This window comes from Pseudomonas sp. GL-B-19, from assembly GCF_019956415.1.
Classification (GTDB): Bacteria; Pseudomonadota; Gammaproteobacteria; order Pseudomonadales; family Pseudomonadaceae; genus Aquipseudomonas.
On the sequence record NZ_JAHBDK010000038.1, the window covers coordinates 1 to 19,142 of the forward strand.

Below are 19,142 nucleotides of genomic sequence, written 5' to 3' on the forward strand. Positions count from 1 at the left end.
CTCTTCAGTTCAAACATCTTTGGGTTTTTAAGAAACCCTAAACTTGGCTCAGCAATCGTTGGTTACATCTTTGATTTCTCGCGGAGTAACTTGTGATGCTGATAATCTTGTTGACTATCAGTCTGACCCCACAAGCACCCACACGAATTGCTTGATTCAGTTGTTAAAGAGCGGTTGGTTAAGATCTTTCGTCTCAACCGAGGCGCGCATTCTACAGCACACTCCTCAAATTGCAACCTTAAAAGTTTATGATTTCATTAACAAAATCAACTACTTAAGCCAAGAGCAAAATCAAACTGCTCGTTAGCGGGAGGCGAATAGTACAGCATTAAAATACGTGGTCAACCCCCGTCTAAAAATTCTTTTCCTTACCAAGACGCCTAATCTTGGATCACTAGAATGCATCCGATCCGCTGTATCGACCGAAGGCTGCAGACTTCACCAGCTTCTGACCCAATTACTTCAGACTCCCCGCCAAAAACTGCTGCAAACGCTCGCTACGGGGCTGTTGCAGCACCGTGCCCGGAGCCCCCTGTTCCTCCACCTGGCCTTGGTGCAGAAACATAACGTGGTTCGATACCTGCCTGGCAAAAGCCATTTCATGGGTAACGACCACCATAGTCCTGCCCTCTTCGGCAAGCTGCTGCATGACTTTGAGCACCTCGCCCACCAGTTCGGGATCCAGGGCGGAGGTCGGTTCATCGAACAACATCACCTGGGGCTCCATCGCCAGAGCGCGGGCGATTGCTACGCGCTGCTGCTGGCCGCCGGACAGGTGGACCGGATACTGGTCCTCGACCTTTGCTGGCAGACCGACCTTCGCGAGGTAATGACGCGCCCGCTCCAATGCTTGCGGCCGAGCGATACCCAGCACACTCATCGGGCACTCGATGAGGTTTTCCAGCACCGTCATGTGGCTCCACAGATTGAAATGCTGAAACACCATCGACAACTGGCTGCGCACGAGTTGCAACTGCCGGGGATCGAGCGCACACAAATCGCCCCTTGAGTTCTTGCGGGTCAGCAGCTCCTGCGAATTGACGATGATCCGCCCCGCCGAAGGCTGTTCCAGATGATTGATACAACGCAAAAAAGTACTTTTCCCGGACCCGGAGGAGCCGATGATGCTGATCACATCACCCACCCTGGCCTTGAGCGAAACACCCTTCAGAACTTCATGGTTGCCGTAGTTTTTATGGACATCTTCAACGATCAATTTATACATGCGAGCAAGTCCGATGGGGTCAGTGCGTACGGGGATTGAGGTAGGCCAGCCAACGCAGTTCGCCGCGCCGAAACAGCCAGATCAGGAAAAACGCGCTGGCGGCATACAGCACTCCGGCAATGCCGAACGCGGTGAACGAGGCGTAGGTCGCCGAGTTGACGTCCCGGGCAATCTTCAGCAAATCGGGCACCGTGGCGGTAAACGCCACCGATGTGGAATGCAGCATCAGAATCACTTCATTGCTGAAGAATGGCAGGGCCCGGCGCAACGCTGACGGCAGGACGATTCGGCGATAGAGGGTGAATCGACTCATCCCATAGGCGCGGGCGGCCTCGATTTCGCCGTAGGGCGTCGCCCTGATCGAGCCAGCAAAAATCTCGGTCATGTAGGCACAGGTATTGAGCCCGAACGCCAACACCGTGCAGTTGAAGCCGTCGCGGAAAAACGCGTTGAGAAAGTCCTGGGACCGAACCACGTGCAGGCTGTACACCCCGGTGTAGAAGAACAGCAGCTGGATGTACAACGGGGTGCCGCGAAAAACATAGGTGTAACACCAGACCGGCAAGCGCAGCAGCGGATTACGGCTGACTCGGGCAATCGACAACGGCACCGCGAGCAAGAAACCACTCACCACCGCCAGAATCAGCAGCCACAAGGTCACCGCCAACCCGGAAAAGTGTGGCCCGTCACTCCACAGGTAAGCCTGCCAGTAGTCTTCGAAAATACCGGTCATAGAGAAGCCTTCCTGACACCCACCGAGTAACGGTGCTCAAGCCACCTCAACACCCCGTTGGACACCGTGGTAATGGCCAGGTAGATCAGGCCACCCACCAGCGTGAAATAAAAGAACTGCATCGAGCCCTTGCCCGCGTCCTGGGTGGCCTTGACCACATCGGTCAGGCCGATGATCGAGACCAATGCCGTGGACTTGATCAAGACCTGCCAGTTGTTGCCAATGCCCGGCAACGCATGACGCAGCATTTGCGGGAACAGCACCTTGCGAAAGGTCTGCCCGCGAGTCATACCGTAAGCCCGCGCCGCTTCAAGCTGACCAGCCGGAACGGCCTGGAAGGCACCACGAAATGTCTCGGTGAAGTAAGCCCCGTAAATGAAGGCCAGGGTCACAACACCGGCCAGAAACGGGTCAATGTCAATCTGACTGACACCCAGCCAATCGGTCATCCGGTTGAGCAGCATCTGCAGACTGAAGAACAGCAGCAACATGATCACCAGGTCAGGCATGCTGCGGATCACCGTCGTGTAACCGGTGGCCAGCGACCGCAACAAACGGTTGGAGGACAACTTGGAACTCGCGCCGAGCAGTCCTGCCAGAACGGCGATCAACAACGACCACAGTGCCAGTTTGATTGTGGCCAGGGTGCCCAGCAGGATTTGCGGGCCAAAGCCTTCCAGAAGCATTTCACTCTCCTTGTTCTTATTAGGTTGAGGTGAAGGGGATGCTGAAGCAGAGCAGCCTGGTCGACCGCCCTGTACAAGGTCGCGAGGGGGGCGTTACTTAGCGCCGTAGACGTCGAAATCGAAATATTTATTGTTGATCCGTGCATACGTGCCGTTGGCCAGAATGGTCGCCAGCGCCTTGTTCAAATCCTCGCGCAACTCGACATCGCTCTTGCGCAAGCCGATGCCGTCACCGACGCCGAAAAATCCTGGATCATCCAGAGTCGCGCCGGCAAACTCATAATCCTTGCCTGCCGCCGTGCCGAGGAAGCCGTGACTGGCCTGAATGGCGCCCTGCAGCGAGGCATCGAGTCGCCCCACCACCAGATCGGCGTACACCTGGTCCTGATTCTGATAGGACAGAACGTCCACACCTTTCGAACCCCAGACGGCTTTGGCATACGCTTCCTGGGTCGAGCCCTGCTCTACGCCAATGCGTTTGCCCTCGAGCGATTCGAGGGTTGGCACCAGGCCCGATCCACGCTTGACCACCAGCCGTGCCGGCGCATTGGAGACCTTGTTGGTAAACGCAATCTGCTCCAGACGCTTGGGCGTCACGGTCATCGACGACGCCACCGCATCGAACTTGCGCGCCAGCAGCGCCGGGATCATCCCGTCCCAGCTGCTTTCAACCCAAATGCAACGGGCTTTGAGCTCGGCACAAAGCGCTTCGGCGATGTCGACTCCAAAGCCGGTCAGGGTGCCGTCCTGGTTTTTGTATTCCAGGGGCGGGTACGTGGGGTCGACTCCCAGCTTCAAGACTTTGCCAGACCAGTCGGCCGCGCCGGCCAGGCTGGATGCCGTCAGGCAAAGCAGTGAAACAGCCGCAATCATCTTGTTCATTTTTATTCTTCCTCTCCAGACCGCAGACGTTTTTTGTACAGACTGACGCTCGACAATACGGCGTCTCAACTCAGATAACCCTCGACCAACTTGACCCAGTAGCTCGCCCCGATCGGCAGGCAAGCGTCATTGAAGTCGTACCCGGGGTTGTGCAGCAGACAGCCACTCTCGCCGTCACCATTGCCGATCACCAAGTAACTGCCGGGGCATTTTTCCAGGATGAAGGCGAAGTCTTCACTCGCAGTAAAGGGCCGCAGGTTGTCGATCAATTGCCCTTCGCCCAGCCAGTCCCGTGCGACCTCTCGGGCAAACGCGGTGGACTCGGGATGGTTGATCAACACAGGATGACAACGCTGATAATCGATTTCGGCTCGAGCACCGAAACTGGCGGCCTGACCGTTGACCAACTCGGTGATTCTGACTTCGAGCAACTGGCGAATCTCGGGGGTCAATGCGCGCACGCTCAGGCTCATCTGTGCGCTGGACGGGATGACATTCGAGGCACTTCCAGCATGAATGGAGCCCACCGTGATTATCGCCACGTCCTGCGGGTTGACGTTGCGCGAGACGATGCTTTGCAGTGCGATCACGATCGACGAGCAGACCAGCACCGGATCCACCGCTTTGTGTGGCACCGCGCCATGGCCGCCGTTACCGATGATGTTGATCGTCACCGTGTCGGCAGACGCCATGAACGGTCCGCTGTAAAACCCCAGGTGCCCGGTGGGGTAGCCCGGCACGTTATGCATGGCGAAGATCGCGTCACAGGGGAACCGTTCGAGCAGGCCTTCTTCCAGCATTTTCCTGGCGCCGCCCAGTCCTTCTTCGGCCGGTTGGAAAATCAGTTGCAACGTACCGTTGAACGCCCGGGTCTGCGCCAGGTGCCTGGCGGCCGTCAACAGGGTGGCCGTATGACCGTCATGGCCGCAGGCATGCATGACTCCGTCGATCCGGCTGGCGTAGGGTAAACCGGTGGTCTCCTGAATCGGCAGTGCATCCATGTCGGCGCGCAGGCCGATGGACCGGCCCTCGCCATTTTTCAGGGTACCGACGACGCCAGTCTTGCCGATGCCAGTGCTGACCTGGTAACCCCAGCGGGTCAAACACTCTGCAACCCGCTCACTGGTGGCGAACTCTTCAAAACCCAGTTCGGGATGCGCGTGAAAGCTGTGACGCAACGCGATCATTTCATCTTGCATCGCTGCAATACCAGGCAGGACATGGCCGGCATTCATTGTTGTTCCCCTTCGACAAAAGCTGAGCGGTTGATGGGGTGGATCTTAGGGAACAAGCTCTGGGCTGGGGAGATGCAGTTTGGTTATGATGACAACCATTAGTTGTCACCAGGGTGAGCAGATGAAACTGCATCAATTACAAGCGCTGATTGCCAGCGCCGAAACCGGCAGCATTCGCGCGGCAGCTCGTTCACTGGAGATTTCCCAGGCCGCCGTGACCAAAGCGCTGCGCGAGCTGGAAACCAGCCAACAGCTACCGCTGTTCACCCGAACCGCCAGCGGCCTGAACTTCACCGAATACGGAAAGGTGCTGCTAACCCACGCCCGGCTGGTGATCAAGCAACTGGAGCACGCACAGACCGAGCTCGATCACATGCGTGGCAAGGCTCAGGGCCGACTCTGTGTCGGGATCACGCCGTGGATCGCCCTGACTTTCTTGCCCGAGGTAGTCCTGGCGTTTCGCGAGCGCATGCCGCAAATCCGCCTGGAGCTGTTCGAAAGCCTGATGGCCGTGGCCCAGCCGCTGTTGCGCGATGGCAGCATGGACTTTGCAATCGGCCAGCTTCACCCGGCGCAATCAACCCAAGAGTTCGCCTGCGAAACACTACTCGATTACCAGACGTCGGTGCTGGTCCGTCAGGGCCATCCCCGACAAGATGCTCGATCGATCCATGAGCTGCTGGAGGAAAACTGGACGCTGAACTATGCACCGGATGGGCACGATGGACTCATGCAGGAGTTGTTCTGGCAACATAACGCGCAGATCAATGAAAACCGCATCGTTCGTGCCCACTCACTGGCGATTTTGCAGATGATGGTCGAACGGGCCGACATGTGCACTTGGGGGCCGTCCATCGTCAGTATTGCCCCTCCCTTCCTCGGTCGGGTGGTTTCCTTGGGGCTGGCTGAACAGTTCGAACCGCGACAGTTGAGCATCGTGACACGCCGCAATGGTGCACTCAGCAATCCGGCATTGTGCTTCACCGACTGCCTGTTGCAGGTCATTCGGCGCCACGCGCGCTCGGCCAAAAAAGAAGATCGTCAGTTATTCGAAACGTTGCGTCTGATGTTGTGAAACATCATCGAGTCGCGTCCCCACGCATGTGCCCAATAGGTTCTCGAATACCCGTAGCAGTTGCGTTTCTGAGGAAAAAAATCAGCCTCAAGCGGAAAAACAAACCAGGAAAAAAAGAAATTCAACCACTAACTCCTTGATTCGCTTTATCCTCGACCCAAATCCCAATGCAAAGCCATGCCTGCATATGGCCGTCGACTGCTCCCCCATGCGCAAACTTCTGTACCTGACCTTTTCCATGGCGATCATTGCCGCCCTGACAACCTACGCCATGTGGGCCGCGGATCGTCCCGTGGGCCATTACCTGTCGGACCTGCGCATCAACCTGGCCATCGATCAAGGCACACCCGCTGATCGCGGCAATCTACTGGGCATCCAGCCCGAGCTGTTCCCGACCGACTATCAAAGCCCCGAGCGCTTGCATCGCAAACTCGCGGCCTATTTGCAGAAGGCCCAGGACCAGGGCCTGCTGAATGACAAGACCATCGTCGTGTTGCCGGAACATATCGGCACTTGGCTGATGGTCAGCGGCGAGAAAGACGAGCTGTACCAGGCCACGACGATCAGGGAAGCCATGAACTGGCTGGCAGCGAGCAATCCTTTGCAATTCGTTCGCGCGCTGATCAGCGCCGAGGGCGGCAGCCGCCTCGACGATGCCCATTTGCGGATGAAAGCCAAGGGCATGGCCAAGAATTACCAGGCACTGTTCGGCGGGCTGGCGAAGGAATTTCACGTGACGCTGGTGGCGGGCACCATCGTATTGCCGGAGCCCAGTGTCATCGACGGCAGGCTGAAAATCGGGCGCGGCGCGCTGTACAACAGCAGTGTGATCTTTGGTCGCGATGGCCTGCCGATTGGCCAGCCTCAACGCCAGATGCACCCGGTGTTCGAGGAGCAAGACGCCTTCAAAGCCAATGACCAACAGGCACTCAACGTCATCGATACGCCAGCCGGACGCTTGGGCGTGTTGATCGGCAGCGACAGTTGGTACCCGGAGAATTACCGCAAGCTCGACGATCAGGGTGTGCAACTGGTGGCGGTTCCGGCGTTCGTCGTCGGCCGCGATACCTGGGATAAACCGTGGCGAGGTTACCGGGGATTGCCGACACCCAAATCCGTCAGCCTCAAACCCGGCGAATTGAGTGAAGGCCAGGCCTGGCATCGCCTGACCTTGACTGCGCAACCGCCGAGCAGCCAGGCCATCGCCGGGATGAGCGTGTTCCTGCGCGGCCAGTTCTGGGATCAAGGCAGCGCCGGGCAAAGTTTTCTCAGCAATAACGGTCAACAGTTCGCCGACGGCAACGCCCGTGGCGCGCGGTTGCTGAACCTCTGGCTGTAACCCATGAAACCGGTGCCGATGCGCCTCGGGGATTTGTCCGTGGGTTTCGTCCATAGCCTGGCCGATGCGGTGCACAGCCACGGCGTAGACCCTCAACCGTTGCTCGACCAATACGGCCTGGATGCGGCCCGGTTAGCAGAGCCCGGTGCCCGGCTGTCGATCCCGCGCTACATGCGCTTAGGCCATGGGGCGATTCAACTGACGGATGACCCGGCACTGGGTTTGCGCATGGGCCAGCTCAGTCGTCTGAGCCAAGCCGGCCTCGCCGGTGTCACGGCCGCCCAGGCGCCGACGGTTCGAGAAGCTGCGCGTTGCCTGATTCGCTTCGAAGCCTTGTACGGCTCCAACTATCGCGGGCAGTCGAGTTTTCATGAGGACGCTCAGGGCGCGTGGCTGCGCTTCTACTCCATCAGCCCGTACAACGCCTATAACCGCTTTGTGGTGGACTCGATCATCGCCGGATGGTTGCAGCAATTGTCCAGCCTAAGCGCTGCCCCGCTGCGCGCTGAGCGCATCGAGATTGAATTCGAGGTGCCGGATTACCGCGAAGCGTATGCCCTGCTGGGCGATTGCCCGATCCAGTTTGGCGCCGAGCACAACCAACTGCGTCTGAGCCTGACCAGCCTCGCCCAACGCAACCCGGTGCACTGCCCGAGTACCTGGAGGCATTTGCTGCAACTCTGCGAACGGGAACTGGAGCAACTGACACGCACTCGTAGTCTGCGTGAACGCATCACTCAGTTACTGGGGCCATTACTCAATGGTGGCCGGGAACCCGACCTTGAGGAAGTGGCGGCACGCCTGAAGCTGCCCACCTGGACCTTGCGTCGCAAACTCGTCGAAGAAGGCACGCAATTTCGCGCGATTCTCAACGACACACGTCGCGACCTGGCCATGACGTACATCCGCGATACCGAACTGGCGTTCGGAGAAATCGCCTACCTGCTGGGTTTCGCCTCAGCTGAAGCCTTCCAACGGGCCTTCAAACGCTGGAATGGCCAGACACCCGGCGAGTTTCGCCGCAGTCATCGCCAATCCGCTTGACGCTTACAGCTCGGTAGCGTCTTCGGCGGGTTCCAGCGGGTCCAGTTCAAATGCCTGATACTCGAGCAGCTCTTCTTGATAATCGTCCATTTTTGAATCCCCCAGCGCTCGTTTAAAAATGCCTGAATAAATGACCAACGCCCCGAGCATAAAGTGCCCCTGTGAAAGAAAAATGACACAGGCGCACCGCTCAACGGCTACTTAGTAAAACGTAGCAGGCGGTCAGGAATTTATCACCGGGTTTTTTCGATAGAGGCTGTAGGACTACGGCCTGGCTGATGCAGATCAACGTAAAGCGCCTACGGGATCGGTGTCGTTTGACCCGACCCCGACGGGAATCGATTACTGACCAGAAACCGGCATGGCTGGAATTGGCTCGCTTGGCGGCGGCAAGTCCGACTGCGGTGGCGGTGTGATCGCTTCTAAGGTTGGTGCCGGTTCGCTGATTTGCACAGGGGTGATCGGCGCGGTTTCCGCCGGTGGTGCAAGCGGTTCCGAGGCTACTGGGGCGGAGGCAGGCTCGGCAGCCTGGGCTGGGGCTGGCGTTGGTTCTACCGCAGCTGCCGGGGTAGGTGCAGGTGCCGCTTTGGCTTCAGGCACGCCCAGATCAGTTTTCGGCTTCTCGACAATGTGCGCCGCTTTCTTCGCTTCCGGTGGCAGGAACAATTCGACCAGAGTGAAAAAACGTTCGTAGAACTTGGCCGAGGAAACGGTTTCGCTGGCGACCTTGACCATCGAGTCGTCGGACGAACCGATCGGCATAGATACCGAGCCCAACACACCAACACCCAGACTGGCCGAGTTATTGGTTTTCTTTAGCGCATAACGGTCCTGCAAGGCGTTGGCAAACATGGTCGCGTGGTGCCCGTCGCTGCCGTCATCGGCACAGACCACACTGAAACTGATCTCCATGTGCGTCTCGCCGGTCTGCTGGAAACTCTTGTGCCCGCTGATCAGCTTGGGGTCGCTGCTGGTAATGATGTAACCCTGGCTGAGCAAGGCACGGCGTGCCGCTTCGCAAGTCTTCGCATCGGTCACGGGGTAGTTGCGCGAAAAGGTGCCGGAGTCGGCGAAGTTCTCATGCTCATAGATCGCGGCTTTCTTGGACGAGCAGCCGGCAGCGGCGAGCACCAGTGCCAGCCCGACGAGACGCATGGGAATTGATTTAAACATTGAACATCCTGAGGAAAACGGTCCGGGGCATATTGTGCAACAGATCGACGCTCAGCGGCGCATCGATTAGTGTCTTAAGACAGTTACAAGTGTAAAGACTGCCATTGACGCGAAAAGGTCGCTCCACGCCCGCTTTCGGCGACGGATAACCGTTTCGTGTTCCTTTCAGACACAAAAAACCCCGGCCTTTCGGCCAGGGTCTTTTTGTTGCGACACGCTCAATCAGGCATCAGTAACGCTTGATATCGGCTTCGCTTTCCAGCTGCTTGCGGTAAGCCGCGAAGTCTTGTTGGCCAATGCGCGAGGCGAGGAAGCGACGGTATTGAGCCTTCTCTTCTTCGGTCGGCGCGGCCGCTTCGTTCACGTTGTTCAAACGCACGATCACCAGGCTACCATCGGCCAGGGTCACGTTGCTGAAGGTCGGTTTGTCCTTGGCAGCTGGCTTGGGCATCCGGAACAGCGCTTGCAGTACGGTTGGGTCGACCCCTTCCTGGGCGCGGGTAGCCGCTTCGGTCACTTTCCAGCTCTGGCCATCAATTGCCGTGTCCAGCGGAGTCTTACCGTCACGCAGGCTGGCAATCAACTGTTCAGCCTTGGTCTTGGCGGCAGAGCTGGCGTGCTCCTTGGCCAATTGCGTGCGGATGGCGACGTTTACGCTTTCCAGCGGCAGTTGTGCTGGTTTCAGGTGTTCCTTGGCGCGCAACACAATCACGGTTTCCGGATCGAGTTCGATGGCGGTGCTGTTGGCACCTTCATCCAGCACTTCAGGACTGAACGCAGCAGTAATCACCGCACGGTTTGCCGCAATCCCCTCACCGCCTTCACGACCGAATGGCTTGGAGGTGTGAACGGTAAGTTTCAGGTCTTGCGCCGGCTGGGCCAGATCGGATGCTTCGAACGAGGCATCTTCCAGTTGCTTGGTCGCTTCGACGAAACGCTGCTCGACCTGCTGGGTTTTCAGCTCACGGGTCAGCTTGTCTTTGAGGCTGGCAAACGTCGGCACTTCAGGTGCTTCCACACCCAACAGCTTGATCAGGTGGAAACCGAAGTCGGTACGAACCGGCTCGGAGACTTGATCCTTGGCCAGCGAATACAGGGCTGTTTCGAAGGCCGGGTCGTAGACACCAGGACCTGCGTAGCCGAGGTCACCGCCGTTGTTGGCCGAACCCGGGTCCTGGGAGAACTCTTTGGCCAGCGCATCGAATTTCTCGCCTTTGGCCAGACGTGCCTGCACTTCTTCGATCTTGGCCTTGGCTTGCGCCTCGGTCATTTTGTCGTTTACTTCGATCAGAATGTGCGCAGCCCGACGCTGTTCGGACAGGTTCGCGATTTCTTTCTGATACGCCGCTTGCAGGTCTTCGTCCTTGACGGCGACCTGATCGAAGAAGGAAGCCTTCTTCAATTCCAGGTAATCGATGATCACCTGATCCGGCGTCATGAATTCCTTGGCGTGTTCGTCGTAGTAGGCTTTGACTTCTTCGTCAGTCAGCTTTACAGACGCCGGGTCAACCTTGACATTCAGGGAAGCGAAATCGCGGGTCTGCTTTTCCAGACGGGCGAAGGCCAGCACCTGAGCGTCGGTGACGAAACCGCTACCGGCCAGGCCAGCGCGCAGCTGACCAATCAGCATTTCCTGAGCCAGCATCTGGCGGAACTGCATACGGCTGTAACCGAGTTGGCGGATCACCTGATCAAAACGCTCAGGGCTGAACTTGCCGTCGACCTGGAATTCAGGCGTCTGCAGGATCACCTGGTCCAGAGCGGCTTCAGAGAAAGCGAATTTCGAGTTTTGTGCGCCTTGCAGCAACAATTTGCGATCGATCAAGCCTTTAAGGGCCGATTCGCGCAGCATTTTTTCATCGAGCAAGGAAGCATCGAAATCTTTGCCCAGCTGTTGCATGAGTTGACGGCGTTGCATATCAACCGCTTGGCTCAGCTCGTTCTGGGTGATTTCTTCACCATTGACCTTGGCCGCATCATTGCTGTGCGTAGTGGCCTTGAAAATGGCGTCGAAACCGGTCAAAGCCATCAGTGCAACGATGACCCCGATAATGGTCTTGGCAATCCAGCCTTGTGAATTGTCCCTGATATTCTGCAGCATGCGTCCCCCAGAAACGGTTGAACTTCAAAATTAGGCAACCGTGGAGCGTGGGTAGAATCCGGATAGAAGAAAGGCGCATCCGGGGATGCGCCTTCTCGTAACTGGCGGAGCGGATCGAAGGGTCGAACATGCGACCCTCGGTGTCTCGGACCGGCAACTTGCCGACTGGACTACCGCTCCGCTGCCAGGTCAGGCATGACCCTGACCCGGATAGGCAAAAACCTGAATCGAACTTAGTTGACAGCTTCTTTCAGTGCTTTACCGGCTTTGAAACCTGGTTTTTTGGCTGCTGCGATTTCCAGCGTCTTACCGGTCTGTGGGTTACGACCAATGCGAGCTGGACGATCAGTCACGGAGAAGGTACCGAAACCAACCAGAACAACAGAGTCGCCAGCCTTGAGAGCGCCAGTGACGGATTCGATTACAGCGTCCAGCGCACGGCCAGCAGCAGCTTTCGGGATATCAGCGGATGCAGCGATAGCATCAATCAGTTCCGACTTGTTCACTCTAAGTCCCCTTACTATCTATTTGAGTATGATTCTAAGTTTTTTTGGTGAAAGCAAAAAACGAGTGCTGAATGGCCTACAGACACTATAAGAGCCGCTTTATAACAAGGGCTCTAAAAAGCTGTCAAGGAAGCCCCCCAGGCAAATACGTACTAATGCGTGCTAATTCTTTCCTTAGAGTCAGACTCGCGTTTTTCATCCTTAGCAACGATCTCTGGAACCACGTCAGGCAAGGGTTCCGGCGCGTATTGCAGCGCAATTTGCAGGACTTCGTCAATCCATTTAACCGGTTTAATCTGCAGATCTTGCTTGATGTTGTCCGGAATTTCCTTCAGATCGCGTACGTTCTCTTCAGGAATGATCACGGTCTTGATCCCGCCACGGTGAGCCGCGAGCAGTTTTTCTTTCAAGCCGCCAATCGCCAGCACCTGACCACGCAAGGTGATTTCACCCGTCATGGCAACGTCCGCACGCACCGGAATCCCGGTCAATGCCGATACCAGGGCCGTGCACATGCCTACACCGGCGCTAGGGCCGTCTTTCGGGGTCGCCCCTTCCGGCATATGGATATGCGTGTCGCGCTTCTCGTGGAAGTCCAGAGGGATCCCCAGACTCTTCGCACGGCTGCGGACAACGGTCAGTGCTGCGGTTATCGATTCGACCATCACATCACCCAGGGAACCGGTCTTGATCAACTGGCCTTTACCCGGTACGACAGCGGCTTCGATAGTCAGCAATTCGCCGCCCACTTGCGTCCACGCCAGCCCGGTCACCTGACCGATCTGATCCTGCGATTCGGCCAGGCCGTAGCGGAATTTACGTACGCCCAGAAAGTGCTCAAGCATCTCGGCAGTGACTTTCACCGAGAAGCGTTTTTCCATTGCATGCTCTTTGACCGCCTTGCGGCACACCTTGGCAATCTGGCGTTCCAGCCCACGCACACCAGCTTCACGGGTGTAGTAGCGGATGATGTCGCGGATCGCTTCGGCGTCGAATTCCAGCTCGCCTTTCTTCAAGCCATTGGCAGTAATCTGCTTCGGCGAAAGGTATTTGACGGCGATGTTGATTTTCTCGTCTTCGGTGTACCCCGGCAGGCGAATCACTTCCATCCGGTCCAGCAATGCCGGCGGGATGTTCATGGAGTTCGAGGTGCACAGGAACATCACATCGGACAGGTCGTAATCGACTTCAAGGTAGTGATCGTTGAAGTTGTGGTTTTGCTCAGGGTCGAGCACTTCCAGCAACGCCGATGCCGGATCGCCACGCATGTCGCTGCCCATTTTGTCGATTTCATCGAGCAGGAACAGTGGGTTGCGGACGCCCACCTTTGTCATCTTTTGAATCAATCTTCCTGGCATCGAACCGATGTAAGTACGGCGATGACCACGAATTTCAGCTTCGTCACGTACGCCACCGAGGGCCATACGCACGAATTTGCGGTTGGTGGCGTGAGCAATCGACTCTGCCAGCGAGGTTTTACCCACGCCCGGAGGACCGACCAGGCACAACACCGGGCCACGAATTTTCTTCACACGTTTTTGCACGGCGAGGTATTCGAGGATCCGCTCTTTGACTTCTTCCAGGCCATAGTGGTCTGCATCGAGAATATCTTCGGCGCGCGCAAGGTCCAGACGCACCTTGCTCTGGGCCTTCCAAGGCACCTGAACCAGCCAGTCGATGTACGAACGCACCACGGTCGCTTCCGCGGACATTGGCGACATTTGCTTAAGCTTGTTCAATTCACCCTGGGCTTTGGCCAAGGCATCTTTCGGCAGGCCGGCGGCATCGATGCGCTTTTTCAGCTCTTCGATTTCGTTGTGACCTTCGTCGCTGTCGCCGAGCTCCTTCTGAATGGCCTTCATCTGCTCATTCAGGTAGTACTCGCGCTGACTGCGCTCCATTTGTTTTTTGACGCGACCGCGAATGCGTTTTTCAACTTGCAGCAGATCGATCTCGGCATCCAGCAGCGCCAGAACGTGCTCGACCCGGGCCGACAAATCGATGATTTCGAGGATTTCCTGCTTCTGCTCGATTTTCAGGGCCATATGCGCGGCCATGGTGTCGACCAGGCGGCCTGGCTCGTCGATGCTGTTGAGCGACGACAGGACTTCAGCCGGGACTTTCTTGCCCAACTGCACATATTGTTCGAACTGAGCCAGCAGGCTACGCACAAACACTTCCGACTCGCGCTCAGGCGCGTCGACTTCGTCAATCAACGAGACTTCGGCACGGCAGTGGCCGTCCACTTCGCTGAAGCGCTCCACGGCGCCCCGCTGCTCGCCTTCGACCAAAACCTTGACCGTGCCGTCAGGCAACTTGAGCAGCTGCAGAACGGTCGCAATAGTACCTACGCGATAAAGTGCATCTTCACCGGGATCGTCGTCAGCAGGGTTTCTCTGAGCCAGCAGAAGGATCTGCTTGTCGCCCGTCATCGCAGCCTCGAGGGCTTCGATGGATTTCTCGCGCCCCACGAACAGCGGGATAACCATGTGCGGATAAACCACAACATCACGCAATGGCAGGAGAGGCAATTCGATGGTTGTCTTCATGATTTCGCCTCTACGGCGGCCATAAGGCCGTAAACAGATGGAAGTAAGCTTGAAACCAAGATGGGGGCTGCCTTCAAAAAAAACAAGCGCAAAGACAGGGATAAAAGGCAGTAAAAGCAAAGGGGCCCGAAGGCCCCTTCTTTGTTCCAGCTGCGTGACGCTTAGGCGTCTGGCGCGGCCTTGGCAGCAGGCTCACTGTTTTCGTAGATATACAGTGGCTTGGACTTGCCTTCTATAACGCTTTCGTCGATCACTACTTTACTCACCTCGGACTGCGAGGGGATTTCATACATAGTGTCGAGCAACACGCCTTCGAGAATCGAACGCAGTCCACGGGCACCGGTCTTGCGTTCCAGGGCACGTTTGGCGACCGATTTCAGTGCGTCGGCCCGGAATTCCAGGTCCACGCCTTCCATCTCGAACAACTTGGCATACTGCTTGGTCAGGGCATTTTTCGGCTCGGTGAGAATCTGCATCAATGCAGCCTCATCAAGCTCGTCCAGCGTGGCAAGTACCGGCAGACGACCAACGAATTCAGGGATCAGACCGAACTTGACCAGATCGTCAGGCTCGACTTCACGCAGGGACTCACCGACTTTCTTGCCTTCTTCCTTGCTGCGCACTTCCGCATTGAAACCAATGCCGCCCTTGGTGGAACGGTTTTGAATAACCTTTTCCAGACCGGAGAACGCACCACCGCAGATGAACAGGATGTTACGGGTGTCAACCTGAAGGAATTCCTGCTGCGGATGCTTGCGACCACCTTGAGGTGGTACGGAAGCGACCGTGCCTTCGATCAACTTGAGCAGGGCCTGCTGCACGCCTTCACCGGAAACGTCCCGGGTGATCGACGGGTTGTCAGACTTGCGCGAGATCTTGTCGATCTCATCGATATAGACAATGCCCATCTGGGCTTTTTCTACGTCGTAATCGCACTTCTGCAGCAGCTTCTGAATGATGTTCTCGACATCTTCACCCACATAACCCGCCTCAGTGAGGGTGGTTGCGTCGGCAATGGTGAACGGAACGTTCAGCAAACGAGCCAGTGTTTCGGCAAGCAGGGTTTTACCCGAGCCTGTCGGGCCGATCAGCAAAATGTTGCTCTTGCCGAGTTCGACGTCGTCATTCTTTTTGTCACGCTGGTTCAGGCGCTTGTAGTGGTTGTACACCGCTACTGCCAGAACCTTTTTCGCACGCTCCTGACCAATCACGTACTGATCAAGGATGCCGCTGATTTCTTTAGGCGAAGGCAATTTATGCGCGCTGCTTTCGGCCTGGGCTTCCTGCACCTCCTCACGGATGATGTCATTGCACAGGTCGACGCACTCGTCGCAGATAAAGACCGAGGGGCCGGCAATCAATTTGCGCACTTCATGCTGGCTTTTGCCACAGAAGGAGCAATAGAGCAGCTTGCCGTTGTCCTCGCCGTTGCGGGTGTCAGTCATTCGTTCGATCCAAATCCGATAGGCTTGCAACACAAGATGAAGGCTATTGCGGGCTTTTTCAAGCCCGCCGGTGATCAGACCAGCCGACCAACCCTATTTTGAGCTGCTTATTTTTAAGCCGGGCGCTGGCTGATCACTTCATCGATCAACCCGTACTCACGCGCAGCTTCTGCGCTCATGAAGTTGTCGCGATTGGTATCGCGCTCGATTTCTTCAAGAGTGTGCCCGCTGTGCTGGGCCATCAGCGTGTTGAGACGCTCACGAATGAAGAGGATTTCCTTGGCATGGATTTCGATATCCGAGGCCTGGCCCTGGAAACCGCCCAGAGGCTGGTGAATCATCACACGCGAATTCGGCAGGCAGTAACGCTTGCCGGCGGCACCGGCCGTCAGAAGAAACGCGCCCATGCTGCACGCTTGACCGATACAGGTGGTCGACACGTTTGGCTTGATGAACTGCATGGTGTCGTAGATCGACATACCCGCCGTCACCGAACCGCCCGGGGAGTTGATATAGAGATGGATGTCCTTGTCCGGGTTTTCCGCTTCAAGGAACAGCAGTTGCGCACAGATCAGGTTGGCCATGTAGTCCTCTACCGGACCAACCAGAAAGATCACTCGTTCCTTGAGAAGGCGCGAGTAGATGTCATAGGCGCGCTCGCCACGAGCAGATTGCTCGACAACCATCGGGACCAGGCCGCCTGCGGCCTGGATATCAGAGTTCTGCTGAATATACGAATTACGGAACATGCTCTGCAGTCACTCCCAAATAGTTATGTCTTGAATACGCATAAGCCAGCACGAAGGCTGGCTTATGGTGATTACTTCTTAGCGCAAAAACGATCAGTCGGCTTGTGGAGCTTCTACCGGCTTGACTGCTTCTTCGTAAGAGACCGATTTGTCGGTCACACTAGCTTTCTGCAGAACAGTATCCACAACTTGCTCTTCCAGCACAACCGAACGGACTTCGTTCAGCTGCTGGTCGTTCTTGTAGTACCAGGACACGACCTGCTCAGGCTCTTGGTAGGCCGAAGCCATTTCCTGAATCATTTCGCGAACGCGGGTTTCGTCAGGCTTGAGGTCGAATTGCTTGACCACTTCAGCCACGATCAGACCCAGTACAACGCGGCGCTTGGCTTGTTCTTCGAACAGCTCAGCCGGCAGTTGGTCAGGCTTGATGTTGCCGCCGAACTGCTGAACAGCCTGCACGCGCAGACGGTCAACTTCGTTGGACAGCAGAGCCTTAGGCACTTCGATCGGGTTGGTGGCCAGCAGACCGTCCATTACCTGATTCTTGACCTTGGATTTGATCGCCTGACGCAGTTCGCGCTCCATGTTCTTGCGAACTTCAGTGCGGAAGCCTTCCAGACCCGTTTCCTTGATGCCGAATTGAGCGAAGAATTCTTCGGTCAACTCTGGCAGTTTTGGCTCGGAAACAGTGTTCACGGTAACGGTGAACTCGGCAGTTTTGCCGGCCAGGTCGAGGTTCTGATAGTCAGCCGGGAAGGTCAGGTTCAGAACACGTTCTTCGCCGGCTTTAGCGCCAACCAGACCGTCTTCGAAGCCAGGGATCATGCGGCCGGAACCCAGTACGAGCTGAGTGCCTTTGGCGGAACCACCGGCGAACACTTCACCGTCAACCTTGCCGACGAAATCGATGTTCAGCTGGTCTTCGTTCTGGGCAGCGCGATCGGCCACTTCGAAACGGGTGTTCTGCTTGCGCAGAACTTCCAGCATTTTGTCCAGATCGGCATCAGCCACGTCAGCGCTCAGGCGCTCTACGGTGATACCTTCGAAACCGGCAACGGTGAACTCAGGGAACACTTCGAATACGGCTACGTATTCCAGGTCCTTGCCCGCTTCCAGGGATTTAGGCTCGATCGAAGGCGAACCAGCCGGGTTCAGCTTTTGCTCAACCACAGCTTCGTAGAAAGAAGACTGGATCACATCGCCCACTGCTTCTTGACGCGCATCAGCACCGAAACGGCGCTTGATTTCGCTCATTGGCACTTTGCCTGGACGGAAGCCAGCAATCTTGGCCTTTTGGGCGGTCTGCTGCAGACGCTTGTTGACCTGGCTCTCGATGCGCTCAGCCGGCACGGTGACGCTCATGCGGCGCTCAAGAGCAGTAGTATTTTCAACAGAAACTTGCATGGATATTCCTCGTTGCACAGACGTTAGCCGGCCGTTTCCGACCCCAGAATCAAGGGCATGCATTCTAGTGGGTCAAACTCAAGAAGTCACCCTACTGAAAACGGGTAAAAAAGCAGCAGGCAATTTATAGGTGCGAATGCACGAATGCACCTCGCCCCGATGGCAAATACAGCCAATCACGCCAGGGCCCTGCGCCAACCCTTCTATATAGAAGCGGTTGCCAATCATCTCCCTGACAGCCGATCTTGCGAGCAAGGCCGGCAGGCAGCGCGGCATCATCGAGAAACATAAATACGACGAAACGCCCTGCCCCTGCGACCCAAAACCTGCAGCCGCCAATCACTCGAACCGCTGAAACAAAAAAGGCGCCAGACTGTTAAATCTGGCGCCTCTCGAAATATGGGGTGGACGAAGGGGATCGAACCCTCGACAACGGGAGTCACAATCCCGTGCTCTACCAACTGAGCTACGCCCACCATATTGCATGCCAAAGAAGCCAAACAACTTCTTTGTTCAGCCCCAGCCATGCCAATCGGCATGAGTGAAGCTTTATTTGGTGCGGATGAAGAGACTCGAACTCTTACGCCTCGCGGCGCTGGAACCTAAATCCAGTGTGTCTACCAATTCCACCACATCCGCGGTTGAAGCTGTTAAAGCAAAGGCGCCAGACTGTTAATCTGGCGCCTTTCGAAATATGGGGTGGACGAAGGGGATCGAACCCTCGACAACGGGAGTCACAATCCCGTGCTCTACCAACTGAGCTACGCCCACCATATTGCGCTACTTGTGCCAAAGCTGCCTAATGGCGCACCCGGCAGGACTCGAACCTGCGACCATCCGCTTAGAAGGCGGATGCTCTATCCAGCTGAGCTACGGGCGCCTTGTTAATTTGTACTCTTGGAGGACTACAAACTAAGTGCTTTCCAGTCTTGCAGAACCGTAATCCCGCTTGACCTTCCTAACCAGTGCTAGGCTGTGCCCGACAAGTGCGACGAA

Annotated in this window: 16 protein-coding genes and 4 tRNA genes; 3 read left to right on the forward strand and 17 right to left on the reverse strand. The window is 56.6% G+C overall.

Annotated features, from left to right (window positions below; all coding sequences use genetic code 11):
- Positions 1-457 precede the first annotated feature (457 nt).
- The 5 genes from KGB06_RS16095 to KGB06_RS16115 all read right to left on the reverse strand — a co-directional run bounded on the left by KGB06_RS16095 (position 458) and on the right by KGB06_RS16115 (position 4,761).
- Complete coding sequence (locus KGB06_RS16095; RefSeq protein WP_223517394.1) at positions 458-1,225, reverse strand: ABC transporter ATP-binding protein; 768 nt, start codon at positions 1,223-1,225, stop codon at positions 458-460.
- A gap of 19 nt (positions 1,226-1,244) precedes the next feature.
- Positions 1,245-1,958: an ABC transporter permease gene (locus KGB06_RS16100; RefSeq protein ID WP_223517403.1), complete on the reverse strand. Its 714-nt coding sequence runs from the start codon at positions 1,956-1,958 to the stop codon at positions 1,245-1,247.
- Entirely contained in the window at positions 1,955-2,644 is a 690-nt protein-coding gene (locus KGB06_RS16105; RefSeq protein ID WP_223517405.1) for an ABC transporter permease, read from the reverse strand. Before KGB06_RS16105 ends, KGB06_RS16100 begins: the two co-directional genes overlap by 4 nt.
- Positions 2,645-2,737: 93 nt before the next feature.
- On the reverse strand, positions 2,738-3,526 hold the full coding sequence (locus KGB06_RS16110) for an ABC transporter substrate-binding protein (protein ID WP_223517407.1): 789 nt from the start codon (positions 3,524-3,526) through the stop codon (positions 2,738-2,740).
- A 65-nt stretch (positions 3,527-3,591) separates the two neighbouring features.
- The gene (locus tag KGB06_RS16115; protein WP_223517409.1) at positions 3,592-4,761 is read right to left on the reverse strand and encodes a M20 aminoacylase family protein; all 1,170 of its coding nucleotides are present in this window, start codon (positions 4,759-4,761) and stop codon (positions 3,592-3,594) included.
- 121 nt (positions 4,762-4,882) lie between these two features.
- Here KGB06_RS16115 and KGB06_RS16120 point away from each other — a divergent pair, with 121 nt between their 5' ends.
- The 3 genes from KGB06_RS16120 to KGB06_RS16130 all read left to right on the forward strand — a co-directional run bounded on the left by KGB06_RS16120 (position 4,883) and on the right by KGB06_RS16130 (position 8,219).
- Complete coding sequence (locus tag KGB06_RS16120) at positions 4,883-5,836, forward strand: LysR family transcriptional regulator (protein ID WP_223517411.1); 954 nt, start codon at positions 4,883-4,885, stop codon at positions 5,834-5,836.
- A 208-nt stretch (positions 5,837-6,044) separates the two neighbouring features.
- Positions 6,045-7,175 (forward strand): carbon-nitrogen hydrolase family protein, encoded by a 1,131-nt coding sequence (locus tag KGB06_RS16125; RefSeq protein WP_223517413.1) that lies wholly within the window; start codon positions 6,045-6,047, stop codon positions 7,173-7,175.
- A gap of 3 nt (positions 7,176-7,178) precedes the next feature.
- A complete protein-coding gene (locus KGB06_RS16130) occupies positions 7,179-8,219 on the forward strand; it encodes an AraC family transcriptional regulator (RefSeq protein WP_223517415.1) in 1,041 nt (346 codons plus the stop codon).
- Positions 8,220-8,222: 3 nt separating this feature from the next.
- Here the strand turns inward: KGB06_RS16130 and KGB06_RS16135 are convergent, their stop codons facing one another.
- The 12 genes from KGB06_RS16135 to KGB06_RS16190 form a co-directional block, all read right to left on the reverse strand.
- Entirely contained in the window at positions 8,223-8,369 is a 147-nt protein-coding gene (locus KGB06_RS16135; protein ID WP_223517417.1) for a hypothetical protein, read from the reverse strand.
- Between the two features lie 192 nt (positions 8,370-8,561).
- Entirely contained in the window at positions 8,562-9,392 is an 831-nt protein-coding gene (locus KGB06_RS16140; RefSeq protein ID WP_223517418.1) for a DUF2242 domain-containing protein, read from the reverse strand.
- Positions 9,393-9,621: 229 nt separating this feature from the next.
- Complete coding sequence (locus tag KGB06_RS16145; RefSeq protein WP_223517420.1) at positions 9,622-11,493, reverse strand: SurA N-terminal domain-containing protein; 1,872 nt, start codon at positions 11,491-11,493, stop codon at positions 9,622-9,624.
- A 233-nt stretch (positions 11,494-11,726) separates the two neighbouring features.
- The gene (locus KGB06_RS16150; protein ID WP_002552737.1) at positions 11,727-11,999 is read right to left on the reverse strand and encodes an HU family DNA-binding protein; all 273 of its coding nucleotides are present in this window, start codon (positions 11,997-11,999) and stop codon (positions 11,727-11,729) included.
- Between the two features lie 152 nt (positions 12,000-12,151).
- A complete protein-coding gene (lon, locus tag KGB06_RS16155; protein WP_007946894.1) occupies positions 12,152-14,548 on the reverse strand; it encodes an endopeptidase La in 2,397 nt (798 codons plus the stop codon).
- 161 nt (positions 14,549-14,709) lie between these two features.
- Complete coding sequence (gene clpX, locus KGB06_RS16160; protein ID WP_007946893.1) at positions 14,710-15,993, reverse strand: ATP-dependent Clp protease ATP-binding subunit ClpX; 1,284 nt, start codon at positions 15,991-15,993, stop codon at positions 14,710-14,712.
- A gap of 113 nt (positions 15,994-16,106) precedes the next feature.
- Complete coding sequence (clpP, locus tag KGB06_RS16165) at positions 16,107-16,742, reverse strand: ATP-dependent Clp endopeptidase proteolytic subunit ClpP (protein ID WP_201118005.1); 636 nt, start codon at positions 16,740-16,742, stop codon at positions 16,107-16,109.
- Positions 16,743-16,835: 93 nt separating this feature from the next.
- On the reverse strand, positions 16,836-18,146 hold the full coding sequence (gene tig, locus KGB06_RS16170) for a trigger factor (protein WP_223517422.1): 1,311 nt from the start codon (positions 18,144-18,146) through the stop codon (positions 16,836-16,838).
- A 400-nt stretch (positions 18,147-18,546) separates the two neighbouring features.
- Positions 18,547-18,622, reverse strand: a tRNA-His gene (locus KGB06_RS16175).
- Between the two features lie 78 nt (positions 18,623-18,700).
- A tRNA-Leu gene (locus KGB06_RS16180) sits at positions 18,701-18,785 on the reverse strand.
- Between the two features lie 56 nt (positions 18,786-18,841).
- Positions 18,842-18,917: transfer RNA gene (locus KGB06_RS16185), tRNA-His, on the reverse strand.
- A gap of 32 nt (positions 18,918-18,949) precedes the next feature.
- Positions 18,950-19,026 (reverse strand) — tRNA-Arg (locus KGB06_RS16190).
- Positions 19,027-19,142: the final 116 nt, after the last annotated feature.